Source organism: Paenibacillus sp. ACRRY (assembly GCF_022346995.1).
Classification (GTDB): domain Bacteria; phylum Bacillota; class Bacilli; order Paenibacillales; family Paenibacillaceae; genus Paenibacillus.
This window is the reverse complement of the sequence record NZ_JAKRNM010000016.1, coordinates 68,096-84,175: the sequence shown is the minus strand read 5'-3', so window position 1 is coordinate 84,175 and position 16,080 is coordinate 68,096. Positions and strand designations below refer to the sequence as shown.

Below are 16,080 nucleotides of genomic sequence, written 5' to 3'. Positions count from 1 at the left end.
TACTCACCCGTCCGCCGCTAACCATCAGAGAAGCAAGCTTCTCTTCAAGTCCGCTCGACTTGCATGTATTAGGCATGCCGCCAGCGTTCGTCCTGAGCCAGGATCAAACTCTCCAATAAAGTATTGAAAAGAGCGATTAGCTCATTTTGAATCTGACGAGATTAAAAATCTCATTGTTGTTCCAGTTTTCATACAACCAAATGGCATGTACCAAAAACCTTCACGTTCATCCTGCAAGCAGAATGATTACTCACTCGTTGTTCAGTTTTCAAAGATCAAACTTGTTAATGTGTTTCTTTATCGCGTCAGCGCTGTGTTTCAGCGGCGACTTAAATAATATAACATATCGATTAGATCAATGCAACACTTTTTTCTTTTTTTTATTTCATAGATTTTATATAAGTAAGAACTCTACCAAAATCCATTGAAATAATATAGATAGGGATAAAATAAAACGTATGGATATATTATCACACATACAACGAATTAACAATTATTTTACAACTTTTCGTTTACTTCTAGTTCACATTCCTTCGTTTGCTCATTCTTTTCCTCTCATATCAAGTAAAGAGGCCAGCCTTTGAACATAGGCCGGCCTCTTTTTAACAATCAGGATTTGCAATCCTGTCTGTATTAGCTATGACTGTATCCAGGGATTACGACGTTTTTTGGTTGGATTACGTTTCTCCGTTTCTGTGTTGCGTCTTCCATTCGCAGAAGATACGGATACTTTGGACGTTCTTTTACCATTTGATTTGCTTGTTCTGCGTTTTGCCGTGCCGGTTTTTGCAGAAGCTTGCTTTGTTTTGCCTCCTGCATCGGTTACTTCTTCTCCCGATACATTGGACTGGCTTAAATCCGCTTCTTCACGTCCACCTTTTTTAGTTCCACCATTGCCTTGTGGTGGGTACATTTCCCCAAAAGCTCCTAATGGAGATGGGGGTACCATGTTTTGTGAAGGATACGGATTCTGATATGCATACTCTACAGGCTGGTTAGGTACAATGTTTGGTCCCATATGCATCTGCACACCGTACGGGTTATATGAACCGTACATTCCCCACGCAGGATCCTGATAACTGTATGCAGGTTGCCCATAATGCGGGTTATGCATATGTCCGCCACATCCACACGGTGGATAAGGGAGTGTTGAGTAAGGGGAAATAAACGGCTGCTGGTTCATATGTGTATCAGCAACAAATGGAGGGAACGGGCTATTGACTTGTGCTGCGGGCGCAACCGGATAAAAATTGTCCTGCTGATCAGAAGCCAAATTCGGCATAAAGTTATTGTGGTTCTGCTCTGACCATTGATCTTGGTATGAAGGGCTAACCGAATATGGAGTAGCTTCAGGTAACCCTGGGAACCCAGAATTGTGATTAAACCCAGCAATATGAGATGATTCAGGAACAGCATAAACCTCTTGAACAGGAACAGGGATTTGAGCATATGGATGTTCAGCCGGCGCATGATGCAATTTTTTCCCACAGCCACAAGGAGATTTGGTTGCAGGTGAAACGACTGACGGCGACTTCGTATTAGGGATGACTGGTAGCGGCATAATTTCAGGAGAAAGATTAGGCATGGTGTAAGTCGGCACTTCCGGTAAAGGCTGTACTTCGGCAACTGGGGCAACCTGTTCTTTTTTCTCAGGTGCCTTCTCCGGTTTAACCTCAGGAAGCTCTGGTAACTGCGGCAGTACTTCCAATTCGGGCATCACATTTGGCATGACCGGATTTGCTGGTAAAGGTGCTGGTGCTGGTGTAGGAACTGGCGTCTCTTCTACTGCCTTAGGTATTTCCGGTGCTGGTGCTGGTGGTGCTGGTGGTACCGGCTCTTCTTTGACGCCTGTATATTCCTTGCCTTCAGGCGAAAGCTTTTCATGAGCAGCAATATTACCCGCACTGCTTCCCGTCACCGTGTTTCCCTGTACATGTTGGGACGGGATATAGACTGTTTCTCCAACAAGCAAGGCATTCGGGTTTTTCAACTGAGGGTTGGCGTTGATCATATCCTTCAATGAGACTCCCCAGGCTTGGGACAGCTTCCATAAGGAATCTCCCTGCTGGACCTTGTGACTGTGAAGTATTCCTTCTGGTTTTGGTGTTACAGGCTCTGCAGGAATTTTAACTTTCATACCAATATCCAGCTTGTCGGGATCAGTAATTTGCGGATTAGCCGCAATAATTTTGTCCAGGCCCACATTATATTTTTGGGACAGTAAATATAACGTGTCGCCTTTTTTCACCATGTGTATTTTCACGGGGAACTAACCTCCTAGACGTGTTACTTGGGCAGCGCATTCGCCCATACCGTTACTACATCCTATGCAGTAACTGGGCTAATGACATCATCTAAACAAAAAAAATCCTCCCCGTCTCCAAAACCCGCATCCTATTTGGGATGCTGATCTTATTGGACAAGAAGGATATTGCATTTCAATATGTTTAGAAGAGTTAAGCTTCCCAAACCTTATAACCGTCTTTATCTACAATTTGACGGAACGCTTCGAGCAATCTCAATGTGACTGGGCCTGCTACACCCGATCCAATTGTTCTTCCATCAACCTCATATGCAGCGATGACTTCTGCGGCTGTTCCCGTGAAAAAGACTTCGTCAGCGATGTACACATCATGCAGGGTAAACGGAACCTCTTTTAACTCCAGATCTAATTCACCACACAGGTCAATAATAGCCTGACGCGTAATACCTTCCAGAGCTCCGAGGTAACAAGGCGGTGTGTAGACTACCCCATTTTTGATAATGAAAATGTTGTCACTGGATCCCTCGGTAACATATCCTTGGGAATTCAGCATGATTGCTTCGCCAACACCTGCATAGTTGGACTGGATTTTAACAAGTATGTTATTCAGATAATTTAATGATTTGATTTTGGGATTGAGAGCATCCGGAATATTACGTCGTTGGGATACAGATACAGCCTTTAACCCCGTAAGATACGCTTCCTCAGGATAAATCGCCAGCTGCTCCACAATAATAATAACAGACGCTTTCGGGCAGCGCAGCGGATCCAGACCCAGATTACCAGGCCCACGAGATACGATCAAACGGATATATCCGTTACGCATATCATTGCGGCGCACTGTTTCTGCCATTACTTCTAGCATTTCATCATAGGATAAAGGAATGTTCAAGCTGATCGATTTTGCCGAATCGTACAAACGGTCCAAATGCGCTTTGCATCTGAAAATATTGCCGTTATATATCCGGATACCTTCAAAAATTCCGTCCCCATATAAAAAGCCGTGATCATACACGGAAACGGTTGCGTTCTCCTTGGTTACGTATTGACCATCCAAATAAATCCACTGTTCTGACATGGATGACTGCACCTCCGTTTAATTTCCAATCATTAATTCCCGAATCTTGAATTCTTCCATAACATTGTACAACATGTGGCAAGCTTTTACGTTCACGTTTTACCTATCTCAGTGCCAATCCTCAACCGATCCTACCCGTTTATCAGGTGGTTTTCAATGAAGGATATGTATAACAGGGATAGCTGCCCAGAACACGGACCTGACAATTCAATGCCTCGATCTCAGCCATGGCTGCTGTGAGCAATACGGATTCTACGGTTTCCTCAACATCGATGTAAAAATAGTAACTTCCCAACCTTTTCTTCGTAGGACGAGACTCCAGCCTAGTCAAATTCAGCTTTCTCCAGGCAAATGCGGACAATACCTGATGCAGAGCACCTGGTGCATCTTCAGGCAGTGTAACCAGCAAACTTGTTTTTACATGATCCGGCTCACGTTGAATCTGTACTGGCTCATGACCAATAAGTACAAAACGGGTGTAATTGTTATCATGATCGGTCACCCGTTCAGCCATGATATCCAATCCATGCTTTTGTGCAGCAAGACGGGTGCCAATAGCGGCCCAGCCTTTTCCGGGATTCTTTTTTACCAACTCGACCGCTTCTGCCGTACTATTAACGCCTTCAAGCTCAGCATTCGGGGAATGAAGACGGATAAAGTTCTGGCACTGCGGAATAGCTACCGGATGGGACATGATCTTGGTAATTTTGCTGAAGTCGTATGCACCACTTCCGTCAGAGAACTCGGAACCATGTCCAATCACATTTTGTATGGAGGGATACACCCACTCCGCTTGCATTGGAATATCCACTTCGTTAACCAGCCAGTCCATATGCAAACTAACGGAGCCTTCAATTGTATTTTCAATGGGAATGACGCTATATTGTGACTTGCCACTATCCGTGGCGCGAAACACATCAGAAATCAGTTTGGAATGAAGCAGCTCCAGCGGTTCCCCATTAAACAGAAATTCTACAGCTTCATGGGAAACGGAGCCTTCAGGTAATACGGCAATTCGTTTCATGCTTTAACTTCCCCTTTAATTCTGTCCAAAAAAGGACGTTCATCTTGATCAGGCAGCACGGTTACACCGTCCAGGTCCGGATCCAGCCATAGAGACGTCGCATTAATGCCTTCCTTGGCCATGGTCTCCATCAAATACTGTTCCAGCTCGGCTTTGCGAGGATCATGCCGATCCACCAATGTCAGAACGGTTGGTCCAGCTCCACTTAGTGCAGCCCCCAAAGCGCCATGTTGTACAGCATGTTCCAAAATTTCAGTCATGCCGGGTACCAAAGATGTCCGATATGGTTGGTGAATACGATCGAGCATCGCCCTTTGTATCATATCCAGTCGCCCGCTTGCCAGCGCTGCAACCAACAGAGAAGATCTGCTGATATTATGCACGACATCCGACTTGCCAAATTGCTGCGGGATGACATTTCTTGCTTTTGAAGTCGATAGTTCGAAGTCAGGCACAATGACTAACGACTGTAAATCCTGGTGCGGCTCAATACGGATGTGATCCACACGAATGCCATCCCACGCAGCCGCAATGATACCCCCATATAGAGAAGCCCCCACATTATCCGGGTGCTTTTCGAGCGAAGTAGCCATATCCATTAACTTATCATCCGATAGCGGAGAACCAATTAATGCGTTCGCGGCAGCCAGTGCACCAACTATGGCAGATGCGCTGCTTCCCAGTCCGCGGGTAAGAGGAATATCCGAAACCATCGAAATCTCCAGTTCAGGAACAGACACACCTGCTTCATTGAATACCATCTGTGCGACTTCGTAGATTAGATTGGATTTATCCGTTGGCAAACCATTCAAATGATCTCCATACAGATGAAACACTGTCTGTTCGGACGGCTTCATCTCAATCCAGGCATACAAAGACAATGCCATGCCCAGGGTATCGAACCCTGGACCCAGATTGGCTGTACTTGCCGGTACTTTTACTGTAACACTTTGCTTCAAACTCATACGGATTGCTGCTCCAGCTGTGCAATAGCTGCCATAACTGCTTCTTCCGAATCATCTACTACAAGCGGCTCTGTTGCTACCGTTTTAATGGCGATGTTCGGATCTTTCAAACCATGGCCCGTCAAGACACATACAACCGTCTCTCCGCCTTTAAAGTATCCTTCCTCTTTCAATTTATATACTCCTGCAACCGAAGCGGCCGATGCCGGTTCAGCGAAGATACCTTCCCGTGCTGCAATCGTACGATATGCTGTCAAGATTTCCTCGTCTGTTACATAATTGATCTGTCCACCAGACTCTTCAGCCGCGGTTACAGCGGTCTTCCAGCTAGCCGGGTTACCGATGCGGATCGCAGTTGCCACAGTCTCTGGCTCAAGAATCGGCTCCCCCTTAACGATTGCCATCGCGCCTTCTGCTTCGAACCCAACCATCCGTGGCAAGGAGTCCGATTTCCCCGCCTCTTTGTATTCTTTGAAGCCTTTCCAGTAAGCAGAGATGTTCCCTGCATTGCCGACTGGGATTGCGAGTACATCAGGTGCTTGGCCCAATTGATCAACCACTTCAAATGCAGCTGTTTTCTGACCTTCAATACGGTAAGGATTCACAGAGTTCACCAGAGTAATTGGGTGCTTCGCTGTAATCTCACGTACAATTTCAAGTGCACGGTCGAAGTTACCGTTAATCGCAATCACCTTGGCCCCGTAGATCATGGCTTGTGCCAGCTTGCCCAGTGCGATGTTATTATTAGGGATCAATACGATGCAGTTCAGACCACCGCGTGCCGCATATGCTGCAGCAGCTGCAGAAGTATTACCTGTGGAGGCACACATGATCGTACGGCTGCCCTCTTCCATTGCTTTTGCAACAGCCATTACCATACCGCGGTCTTTGAAAGAACCACTTGGGTTCAAACCTTCGTATTTAAAATATAGATTCAGTCCGAGTTCCTTGGACAGATTTTCGGCATGAATCAGTGGCGTGTTTCCTTCCTGAAGCGTAAGCATAGGTGTATTTTCATTAACCGGAAGGTACTCTTTGTACGTTTGCAGCAATCCTTGATATCTCATTGTAATAAGCTCCTTTATGATTAAGTAATACGAATATGAAGACCTGAAATTATATAATGAATAATTGTGCATTCAATTCAATTCAACAATTCAAACAGTACATGATTATGGAGTTAACCCTACATTAACCCTCAACCCGATATACACTCTTGATGCGGCGAATAACGTTAAGGGATTCAAAGTGTTTCAACACTTTATCCATGCTTGCCTTGCTTGCATTATGAGTAACGATGATGATCTCGGCATCCGGGTTATGCTCGTTTGGCTGTTGAACTACCGAAGCCAGGCTGACTTCATACTCGGCAAAAATTTGCGTGATTTGCGCCAAAACGCCGGCTTTGTCGTCCACGTGCAGCAAAATGAAGTTCTTCGACATAATCTGTTCATCGCTTTGCAGACGCTTCTGCTTGTAAGGAACGATGGCTTTAAGTCCATTTACGCCAAGCTTCAGGTTTTTGATCACAGCCACCAGATCTGCAACGACGGAAGTGGCCGTTGGAAGTTCACCTGCACCCGCACCATAGAACATCGTTTCGCCTACTGCTTCCCCATGAACATAAACTGCATTGAACACGCCATTAACGGAGGCAATCGGGTGACTCTGTCTCACCATGGTAGGCTGTACACTGATATTGATCTCATCATCACGGCAATCCGCAATCCCAAGCAGTTTCATCTCATAACCGAGTCTTCTGGCATACGTAATGTCCTCACGGGTTACGGACGAAATACCACTAACCGCCACATCTTGCAGCTCCACATTGGTGCGGAACCCCAACGTTCCCAGTATTGCCATTTTGCGAGCGGCATCCAGTCCCTCCACATCCGAAGTTGGATCGGCTTCCGCATAACCCAGAGCCTGTGCCTCTGCAAGAACTTCTTCATAAGAAGCGCCTTCCTGGCTCATTTTGGTCAAAATAAAGTTCGTTGTTCCGTTCACAATCCCCATAATACGGGTAATCCGATCAGAGGAGAAACCTTCAATCAGGGTGCGGATAATGGGAATCCCACCGGCCACGCTCGCTTCATAGAAGACATCACATTTCTTCTCCTGTGCCTTCGCCAAAATCTCGGAGCCATGAAGAGCCATCAGGTCCTTATTGGCCGTAACGATATGTTTCCCCCGCTCCAGCGCTTCAAGGATGTACTCCTTCGTCTGTTCAATACCGCCCATAACCTCCACGATGACATCAATGTCCGGGTGGCGTATCACTTCCCACGGATCTTCCGTCAGTTTGTCACGATCCACAGCAATGACGCGATCCTTAACCGTATTTTTTACAGAAATCTTCTCGATTACAATCGGTGAGCCGACCTGACTGCTCAGATCCTCTTGGTTCCCTTCTACGATACGAACGACCCCAGTACCTACAGTCCCGAGTCCCAATAATCCCACTTTTACCGGTTTCACTAACGATCTACCCCCTAATGTCTTTTATGTCTGCCATCTCTGTACACTCTCTATGTACAATGAAGCAGTTTTTTTTCATATACCCGGACGTTATGAGATAAAATCCAGCTAACCCTGACCTACAATCCGTGTGCGCCGAACTCCCGGCATATCCTGCATCCGATCCAACATTTCTCCGATCTCTCCGTGAAGATGTGACGTCTCTACCGAGATAACGACATTGGCTCTTCCCTGAAGCGGGATACTCTGATTAATCGTGAGTACGTTGGCTCCATATCCTGCCACATGTCCCAACACACGAGACAATATACCAGACTGATGCTCCAGATCAATCGATATGGTGACGATTCTTTCCCGTTCCAATTGGTTGATGAGGTGAATTCCATCCTTATACTTATAAAAAGCACTTCGGCTTAATCCGACTTGCTCTACCGCTTCATGCACTGTTTTGACATCCCCTGAAGCCAGCAGCTCTTTCACCTGCATCGTCTTCACCACAGCTTCTGGCAAAATGTCTTCCCGTACTAAGTAATAGCGTTCATTCACAGAACGTCCTCTCCTCAAAGACTCATGTTTTCATATAGTGGACATTATATCGGATCTATACTAAAAGGGCAATACGTTACATGTCTATTTTTTTCAAAACCGTTTCTCAAAGTATACAAGGTTCTCCCTGCCTCATGTTAGGAAAAACAAAAAAACGCAGAGCAGCGGGTCTTTTCCCACTTCTCTGCGTCTACATGCTCGTTTATATGAGCACAGCCATACAGTAATTTTACATTTCAAACTTAATAGTAGCTGCTGCCTTCTACGAATTCAAATTCGAAATCGCCAATACGCACAATCGTGCCTTCTTCAGCGCCACGTTTACGAAGCTCTTCATCCACACCCATATAACGCAGTGTACGCGCCAGTTTAAGGATGGCCTCATGCGAGTTCAGCTGCATCCGTTTCATCATGCGATCAATCTTGGCACTCTCAACAACAAAGATTTCATTCTCCCGCACAATACGGAAGCCTTCGTCTTCTTTCTTATCCAGACTGTACACTTTACGTTCAGATATGTCCGCTACTTCTTCCACCACGACTTCGTCCGGAATCTGATCAAGCAGATCTGCCGCACGATACAGGAGTTCTTGAATTCCTTTACGAGTGAGAGACGAGATCGGCATGATTTCGATATCCGGTTGAACTTCACGAACCTTTTGCATAAATTGCTCCAGATTCTCTTCCGATTCCGGCATATCCATTTTGTTGGCTGCCACAATCTGAGGTCTCTCCGCGAGTACCGGATTGTACAGTTTCAGCTCGTCATTGATTTTGACCCAGTCCTCAAACGGATCGCGTCCTTCCGAACCAGACATATCCACAACGTGAATAATGATGCGGGTACGTTCAACATGGCGCAAAAACTCATGTCCAAGTCCGATGCCTTCATGAGCACCTTCAATCAATCCTGGCAAGTCAGCCATAACGAAGCTGCGTCCTTCACCTACTCCAACTACACCGAGGTTAGGTGTAATAGTCGTAAAGTGATAGGCTCCGATTTTCGGCTTCGCCGCTGATACAACCGACAATAGTGTAGATTTCCCGACACTCGGGAAACCAACCAAACCCACATCCGCCATAACTTTAAGCTCAAGCACAATATAGCGTTCTTGGCCCTCTTCACCATTTTCGGCAAGTTCAGGAGCTGGATTGTTCGGTGTTGCAAACCGGATATTCCCCCGGCCACCTCGGCCACCACGCGCAACGACAACCTGTTGACCATGACGTGTCAGGTCTGCCAATACTTCTCCACTGTCTTCATCCAAAATCACAGTCCCAGGTGGAATACGCACAATCATGTTCTCAGCGTTCGCACCATGCTGACTTTTATTACGTCCCTTCTCACCACGAGGGGCCTTGAAGTGACGCTGGTATCGGAAATCCATCAATGTACGCAAACCTTCATCCACGCGGAAAATGATGTCAGCTCCTCTGCCTCCATCACCCCCGGCAGGTCCGCCGTTTGGTACATACTTCTCACGACGGAACGAAATAATTCCGTCTCCTCCGTCTCCTGCTTTTACATAAATCTTCGCTTTATCTACAAACATGGCTACCCCTTCTTCCTATATTCCACACGGCATTCTAAATTGTATAAACGTGTCTTCAGACGGAATCTGCTCCGTTCTGACTTTTTTTCCTTTGAGTACGGCATTAAGCTGCCGCAATGTTTCCGGATCGGGTGTTTGATCCCCGTCCAGCCGAACAACCACATCCCCATGGTCCTGTCCGAAGTTCAAGGTCAGTTTGCGAACCTCTCCCCAAGACGACCGGCCGCCACCGTATTGATAGGCTCTGATTGCATCTGCAATTGCGCCCGTAAGCGACTCGCCATCCTCGGGAGAGATCAGAGCACTAAGCTGCAACTCTTCCTCGACTTCCACATGCAATTCCAGCGCGGCGCCACTGGCACGAAAAGACTGGAGATAAAAAACGAGTGAGGGAATGCCTAATTTGGAGATCCGACTTTCCTCGGTTACCCGTTCTTTTATTCTTTCCACACATTGCACGGATTTATCAAGTTTGCCCAGCCGAAGATATCCATATAACACCTGAAGATCGTTCATCCAATCATGCCGATGATGATTTAGTGATGCAATTGCTGTCTTTTCCATAGATTGTATGATGGTTCTGCGTTCCGCTTCCGCCTGCCTCTTCATCACATTCATCGAAACAAAGATTACGGCCACGGACCACAATGCGCATACAGCACTCGAAATGGCTGCCGGATACAGCACAACGAAAACCAAAGGAATCAGAAGTGAACATGCCGCAATCCACGGCACTCTTTTCCAAGATTTCATGGCTTCTCCCCGTTCTACAAAACTCGGTTGGTTTTAAACCCCACCGTAACCAAGTATAACATGTCTTTTCTGCCAGTTCATTATCGAAAACATCTATACCGATCCTAAATACAAAGAGCCTCCGGCAAAAATGCCGAAGGCTCCTTAGGCGGAATGCCGATATTATGCTTTTACTGCAGCTGCTACTGGAGCAACGTCCACAGGGTAAATGCTTACTTTTTTGCGATCGCGTCCCCAACGTTCGAATTTCACAACGCCGTCAACTTTCGCAAACAAAGTGTCATCTTTACCGATACCCACGTTCGTACCTGGGTGGATTTTTGTTCCGCGTTGGCGAACAAGAATGCTACCACCAGTTACTGTTTGACCGTCAGCACGCTTAACGCCAAGGCGTTGCGCTCTACTGTCACGACCGTTCTTCGTGGAACCTACACCTTTTTTCGATGCGAATAACTGAAGATTTAATTTCAACATGATTGGTTGTCCTCCTTCTTTACTTATTTGAGTTGCTCTATCTTAATATACTTCCCGTATGACTCTGCAATATCAGTGAGCATAAGAACCATAGATTCGAGCAGCAATTGCACCTGGGACCAAGTTCCGTCTCTCTCCAACACTGGCAAAGAAGCGCTTAAAAAGCCATTCTTCATTTTGGCATCCATTTCGATACCAGTCAGTGCTTCAATCGAATTCACTGTACCCACTGTAACAGCGGATACCCCGGCACATACGATATCTTCTCCCCGCTTGGCATAATTGGCATGCCCTTTGATGGAAAAGCGATCGATGCTCTCGTCATCGTTACGAAAGATTTGAACGATAATCACTTATCGCACCCTCTTACGCTTGGATTTTCTCGATAGTTACTTTAGTGTACGGTTGACGGTGACCTTGCTTCACATGGTAGTTCTTTTTCGGTTTGTATTTGTATACAACAACCTTTTGACCTTTGCCATGTTTCTCCACTTTAGCCGTTACAGTAGCTCCGGAAACCAATGGTGTACCTGCTGTCAAACCTTGATCGTTAGATACAGCCAGGACACGGTCGAACGTTACGCTTTCGCCATCGTTCGCAGTCAATTTCTCGATGAACAGAACATCGCCCTCTTGGACTTTGTACTGTTTGCCGCCTGTTTCAATAATTGCGTACATTTGCCTTGCACCTCCTCATGTCTCAGACTCGCCCGGTCTCAGGTGACAGTCTCCTTGCGGAGCTGTTCTTGTACCCGGCCAGTGCGGTTACAGCATGTGCAAGACCAATTGGCTAAACACATACCTGACGATTATATCATCATCGCGAGCAAAAATCAATGCAATGGAGAAATATATCTTTTACCTGTCCCATGACAAGAGGAACAAGGCTCCACATAAGGAAGTGTACTTTCTTCCCGAACTTTTTTACGCGTAAGTTCAAGCAGACCCAGCTTGGTCCAGCCCATGACAAAAGCCTTCGTTCGGTCTTTTTTGAGTTCAGCCTCCAGCGTTGCAGCAACTTCCTGCCGGTTGGTCGCTTCTTCCATATCAATAAAGTCCACAATGATCATGCCGCCAATGTCCCGCAAACGCATTAACCGTGCAATTTCAACTGCTGCCTGCATGTTGGTTTCCGTTACGGTTTCTTCCAGACTATCCCCGCCGCCTCCGGTGAATTTGCCTGTATTGACATCCACCACGGTAAGTGCCTCTGTATGATCAATGACGATGTAACCACCGCCGGGAAGCCATACTTTGCGTGCAAAATCCTTATTTAATTGCTCTTGAACACCATACGCAGCGAAGATCGACTCTGCTCCCCGGTAAACCTGTACCTTCGGCTGATGACCCGGACTGATCTCTTCCAGCAAAGCCCTCACTTCCCGGGCTTGTCCTTCGCTATCTGTAATGACCTCATCGCTGCCTGGAGTATACACATCCCGAATAATTCGCTGAACCATGCTGTGATCCCGATGCAACAGGCTCGGTGAAGGCAAACTGTCTGCTTTTTCGCATATCAAACGCCACTGCTCACGCAACGTTTCCAAGTCAGCCTCTATGGCTTCCCGCTGCTCTTCTGCGGATACGGTTCGAATGATCAGCCCTTCCTCCCCACGTCTGAGCTGATCACCCAATGCCTTAAGACGGGAGCGATCCCCTTCACGGGCAATCTTCTTCGAGACGGCTATGTAGTCCGCTATCGGCATGTAGACAAGCCATCGGCCCGGTAGTGAGTAATGTGTCGTCACCCGGGCTCCTTTGCTTCCTACTGGCTCTTTCAGAACCTGAACGATGATATTCTGACCTGGACGAAGCAATTCGGAGATTGAAGGTTTCACCTTGGGTTGTTTCTCCAAATGAGGGTGCAGGACATCATCCACATATAGAAAGGCATTTTTTTTCTGACCTATATCCACAAAAGCAGCCTGCATACCCGGTAGCACGTTGACGACCCGTCCTTTGAAAAACGAACCAAGCAGTCCGCGTTCGCGTGTACGTTCTGCCGTAAATTCCACAGCTTTGCCCTCTTCCAGAAGCGCCATTTGCATGAGGTTGTTTTCATTATGTACGATCATTTGTTTCATGGCTTGACCTCTAGAAGACAATTCAATTCATCCACATCCATTCTGTGTCTTTGCAATTCTCAATGTATATGTATTACCCCAAATCGGGACGAGTTCACCAACTGCATTACAGTTTGTCTGTGTTCTGCTTGAAATAAGAACCGATAATACGCTGTTCAGGCAAAACGGCCATAATTCGTCCCTGTCTGTTCATCACATATACCATATGATATTTCTCTCTCTTTAATAGACGCAGAATAGTGTCCAAAGGTTTCGCCGGAAATGAGATTATCGGCTGCGCCAAACTGCCTGTAGCCGCATGATGGGCAAATGCACCTTCCCGGTTCATCAAAAAGCGGATAAAGCGATAAGGTACATTTCGATAATCGGTCACGTTGGAATAGAACAGAAAGAGACCAATTAGCAAGATATTCAGCGGGAGCCCGTAGTCTCCAGTAATCCATTTGCTGATGGCAAACAGAATAACACCTGTACTACATAGGATGCTAATCCGATAGGTCCACATTAATGTCGTATAGTAAGGAGCAACCAGACTGACGAGTGCCTGTACAATTTTACCGCCATCCAGCGGAAGTACGGGCAGCAGGTTAAACAGAGCAATCAGCAGATTCCCTTGGATAATATACGCCAAGAATACCGGATCTCCCAAGTTGGCGTACTGCAGCAGCAAGGTGATCCCGACCATCAATATGTTTTGGAGAGGACCGGCCAGCGCAATGAGGATTTCCCGCCCAGCCGTAAGCCGGCCCCCGTCTTCAATAACAGCCACACCGCCAAAAGGAAGCATCTGAATCGACAGGACACGGCAGCCCAGAAGGGCTGCCGCCGCAGCATGTCCACATTCATGAATAAATACGATCGCAAACAGTGTGATGAGTTCTATAAAATGTCCAGTAGCCAAGGAGGCCAGCATAATGATGACAAAAAACGGATGCAGCGAAATGCGTACACCCCACAACCTAATCAAGGGCAACCACTTCCGCAGGATCTACATACTCTTCGCCCTCTTTTACAGCGAAATATAGCGTGGCAGGTTGTTCGCCGCCTGTGGACTTGAGGCTGCCAACGACATTTCCAGCCTCCACCCAGTCATTTACTTCGACTTCGCTCTCGTTCAGTCGGCCATATATCGCAGTCAAGTTGCCTGTATGCTGGATGACTACGGTTATCCCATTCTCTGCATCACCAAGAACTTGCAGAACTCGTCCTGCATCCGAACTGACCACCTGCACAAATCCAGTCCCTTCTGCTTCCGGGACGATCTCTATGCCCTTCATGCTCAGCGCAAATGGTTGAACGATTGTCCCAGAGAGAGGTTTACCCAGCAATGATCTAACCCCCGAACCATTCACTGCATCTGTGGTGTGGCCCAACACGGGCAGGAAAGACGGTGTTCCGCCAAAGTGCCGTTCATACCAAAGAGCTGCCGAGGCAATGTCCATGTCCCGATGCAGCGCATCTGCAATTACCGTTTTGGGTGAAGATGTCCATGACGCATTCAGTTGAAACAGTCCCCATACGGCACCAAAAACCAATGCACTAACTACTGTTCTACGCACCAACGATTTCACCAGGTTAAACCGTGTATGGCCACCTGAACCGTAATGTCCGTTTTCTTTTTTCCACAGCCATTCGGGATCCCTTTCCTGTTCTGCCAGCAGTGATCCAACACGTCTTGTCCGATCCTGTATATCAGAAGAAGAAGTAGGTCTTGAGCTTTCGGCAATCTTCTTGCTGGGCCCCGAATTCGTTTCCTGCATAATCTCCATTGCTGCACCATCCAGCAACCGCCGTATCCGTTCTTCTCTTCTCTGCTTGATTCGAAGTTTCGTATTCATGGAATATCCTCCCGCCGAGGCTTGTTTAATACATCCTATGAAGAGCTCTTTCATAATATGAACAAGCTTCCGGATCAAAGCAAAATAACCCCACCAGTGAGATTAACCTGCACGAGTGAAGTTTGATGTGGAGAAAAAAGATAGAGATCTCTATGTACTGAAAGCATTAAAAAAGCCGGGCTGCAAAGGCCACGGCTGTAAGTATTCATATCTATGAGGACGATTGGTTTAACCCATACCAAAAAACTTTTTAAAGCGTGAGAACGCGCCCTTTTTCTGCTCTAACTGCATTAGTGGAACCGTATCCCCCAGAATGCGACGAGCAATGTTCCGATAGGCAATCGCTGCAAGCGAATCCGGATTCATGACTGTAGGTTCTCCAGAGTTAGCCGCTTTGATGACAAGTTCATCATCTGGCACAATGCCAATCAGATCAATGTTGAGGACTTGCAAAATACCATCAATATCAAGCATATCGCCTGATTTGACCATGTTGTTCCGAATACGGTTTACAACCAGCTTCGGTGATTGAATATGCGAGCTTTCGAGTAGACCGATGACCCGATCCGCATCACGTACAGCAGCGTTTTCCGGTGTTGTCACCACGATGGCCTGATCTGCTCCAGCGACCGCATTTTTGAACCCCTGTTCAATCCCGGCAGGACAATCGATAATGACATATTCAAAATCTTTTTTCAACTCAAGAATGATGTCCTTAACCTGTTCCGGTGATACAGAGTTTTTGTCTCTTGTTTGCGCTGCAGGCAGCATATACAATTCTTCGAAGCGTTTGTCTTTCACCAACGCTTGATTCAGACGGCAACGCCCGTCTGCCACGTCACACAGATCGTAAATGATCCGGTTCTCGAGTCCCATCACGACATCCAGATTGCGAAGGCCGATATCGGTATCTACCAGACAAACTTTTTTTCCGAGCAGCGCCAGCGCTGTTCCGATGTTTGCTGAGGTGGTTGTTTTACCAACGCCGCCTTTACCCGAAGTGATCACGATCGCCTCTCCCATG

At 46.8% G+C, this 16,080-nt stretch carries 16 protein-coding genes, 1 rRNA gene and 1 other annotated feature; all 17 genes read right to left on the bottom strand.

Annotated elements, in window-relative coordinates:
- Positions 1-119, bottom strand: a 16S ribosomal RNA gene (locus MH144_RS28490); the annotation flags it as partial.
- Between the two features lie 518 nt (positions 120-637).
- A complete protein-coding gene (locus MH144_RS28485) occupies positions 638-2,263 on the bottom strand; it encodes a LysM peptidoglycan-binding domain-containing protein (protein WP_239305585.1) in 1,626 nt (541 codons plus the stop codon).
- Positions 2,264-2,456: 193 nt separating this feature from the next.
- Positions 2,457-3,341 carry a branched-chain-amino-acid transaminase gene (gene ilvE / locus MH144_RS28480; RefSeq protein WP_095293327.1) on the bottom strand — a complete coding sequence of 295 codons (885 nt, stop codon included), beginning with the start codon at positions 3,339-3,341 and terminating at the stop codon, positions 2,457-2,459.
- 142 nt (positions 3,342-3,483) lie between these two features.
- On the bottom strand, positions 3,484-4,365 hold the full coding sequence (gene pheA, locus MH144_RS28475; protein ID WP_239305584.1) for a prephenate dehydratase: 882 nt from the start codon (positions 4,363-4,365) through the stop codon (positions 3,484-3,486).
- Entirely contained in the window at positions 4,362-5,330 is a 969-nt protein-coding gene (gene thrB / locus MH144_RS28470) for a homoserine kinase (protein WP_239305583.1), read from the bottom strand. Before thrB ends, pheA begins: the two co-directional genes overlap by 4 nt.
- Positions 5,327-6,397, bottom strand: coding sequence for a threonine synthase (gene thrC, locus MH144_RS28465; protein ID WP_239305582.1), 1,071 nt, complete (start codon positions 6,395-6,397; stop codon positions 5,327-5,329). The genes thrB and thrC overlap by 4 nt, the downstream gene beginning before the upstream one ends.
- Positions 6,398-6,521: 124 nt before the next feature.
- Positions 6,522-7,808, bottom strand: a complete 1,287-nt coding sequence (locus MH144_RS28460) for a homoserine dehydrogenase (protein WP_239305581.1) — start codon at positions 7,806-7,808, stop codon at positions 6,522-6,524.
- Positions 7,809-7,916: 108 nt separating this feature from the next.
- Positions 7,917-8,354, bottom strand: coding sequence for an ACT domain-containing protein (locus tag MH144_RS28455; protein WP_024633956.1), 438 nt, complete (start codon positions 8,352-8,354; stop codon positions 7,917-7,919).
- Between the two features lie 242 nt (positions 8,355-8,596).
- The gene (obgE, locus tag MH144_RS28450) at positions 8,597-9,907 is read right to left on the bottom strand and encodes a GTPase ObgE (protein WP_239305580.1); all 1,311 of its coding nucleotides are present in this window, start codon (positions 9,905-9,907) and stop codon (positions 8,597-8,599) included.
- A gap of 15 nt (positions 9,908-9,922) precedes the next feature.
- Positions 9,923-10,660, bottom strand: a complete 738-nt coding sequence (locus tag MH144_RS28445; protein ID WP_239305579.1) for a Spo0B domain-containing protein — start codon at positions 10,658-10,660, stop codon at positions 9,923-9,925.
- A 162-nt stretch (positions 10,661-10,822) separates the two neighbouring features.
- The gene (gene rpmA / locus MH144_RS28440) at positions 10,823-11,134 is read right to left on the bottom strand and encodes a 50S ribosomal protein L27 (RefSeq protein WP_095293321.1); all 312 of its coding nucleotides are present in this window, start codon (positions 11,132-11,134) and stop codon (positions 10,823-10,825) included.
- A 23-nt stretch (positions 11,135-11,157) separates the two neighbouring features.
- Positions 11,158-11,487 carry a ribosomal-processing cysteine protease Prp gene (locus tag MH144_RS28435; RefSeq protein ID WP_239305578.1) on the bottom strand — a complete coding sequence of 110 codons (330 nt, stop codon included), beginning with the start codon at positions 11,485-11,487 and terminating at the stop codon, positions 11,158-11,160.
- Positions 11,488-11,500: 13 nt separating this feature from the next.
- Entirely contained in the window at positions 11,501-11,812 is a 312-nt protein-coding gene (gene rplU / locus MH144_RS28430) for a 50S ribosomal protein L21 (protein WP_095293319.1), read from the bottom strand.
- A 14-nt stretch (positions 11,813-11,826) separates the two neighbouring features.
- Positions 11,827-11,911, bottom strand: a sequence feature (ribosomal protein L21 leader region).
- Between the two features lie 56 nt (positions 11,912-11,967).
- Positions 11,968-13,218, bottom strand: a complete 1,251-nt coding sequence (locus MH144_RS28425; RefSeq protein ID WP_239305577.1) for an Rne/Rng family ribonuclease — start codon at positions 13,216-13,218, stop codon at positions 11,968-11,970.
- Between the two features lie 106 nt (positions 13,219-13,324).
- Entirely contained in the window at positions 13,325-14,185 is an 861-nt protein-coding gene (locus MH144_RS28420; RefSeq protein WP_239305576.1) for a M50 family metallopeptidase, read from the bottom strand.
- Complete coding sequence (locus MH144_RS28415) at positions 14,178-15,056, bottom strand: M23 family metallopeptidase (protein ID WP_239305574.1); 879 nt, start codon at positions 15,054-15,056, stop codon at positions 14,178-14,180. Before MH144_RS28415 ends, MH144_RS28420 begins: the two co-directional genes overlap by 8 nt.
- Positions 15,057-15,284: 228 nt before the next feature.
- Positions 15,285-16,079, bottom strand: a complete 795-nt coding sequence (gene minD, locus MH144_RS28410) for a septum site-determining protein MinD (protein ID WP_024633965.1) — start codon at positions 16,077-16,079, stop codon at positions 15,285-15,287.
- Between the last annotated feature and the right edge of the window lies 1 nt (position 16,080).

What these genes read in the sequence shown, in the direction of transcription:
- MH144_RS28445 (WP_239305579.1), bottom strand. Translation starts at nt 10,660, where the DNA reads ATGAAATCTTGGAAAAGAGTGCCGTGGATTGCGGCATGTTCACTTCTG.
- ilvE (WP_095293327.1), bottom strand. Translation starts at nt 3,341, where the DNA reads ATGTCAGAACAGTGGATTTATTTGGATGGTCAATACGTAACCAAGGAG.
- rplU (WP_095293319.1), bottom strand. Translation starts at nt 11,812, where the DNA reads ATGTACGCAATTATTGAAACAGGCGGCAAACAGTACAAAGTCCAAGAG.
- obgE (WP_239305580.1), bottom strand. Translation starts at nt 9,907, where the DNA reads ATGTTTGTAGATAAAGCGAAGATTTATGTAAAAGCAGGAGACGGAGGA.
- minD (WP_024633965.1), bottom strand. Translation starts at nt 16,079, where the DNA reads ATGGGAGAGGCGATCGTGATCACTTCGGGTAAAGGCGGCGTTGGTAAA.
- thrC (WP_239305582.1), bottom strand. Translation starts at nt 6,397, where the DNA reads ATGAGATATCAAGGATTGCTGCAAACGTACAAAGAGTACCTTCCGGTT.
- thrB (WP_239305583.1), bottom strand. Translation starts at nt 5,330, where the DNA reads ATGAGTTTGAAGCAAAGTGTTACAGTAAAAGTACCGGCAAGTACAGCC.
- MH144_RS28425 (WP_239305577.1), bottom strand. Translation starts at nt 13,218, where the DNA reads ATGAAACAAATGATCGTACATAATGAAAACAACCTCATGCAAATGGCG.
- rpmA (WP_095293321.1), bottom strand. Translation starts at nt 11,134, where the DNA reads ATGTTGAAATTAAATCTTCAGTTATTCGCATCGAAAAAAGGTGTAGGT.
- pheA (WP_239305584.1), bottom strand. Translation starts at nt 4,365, where the DNA reads ATGAAACGAATTGCCGTATTACCTGAAGGCTCCGTTTCCCATGAAGCT.
- MH144_RS28415 (WP_239305574.1), bottom strand. Translation starts at nt 15,056, where the DNA reads ATGAATACGAAACTTCGAATCAAGCAGAGAAGAGAAGAACGGATACGG.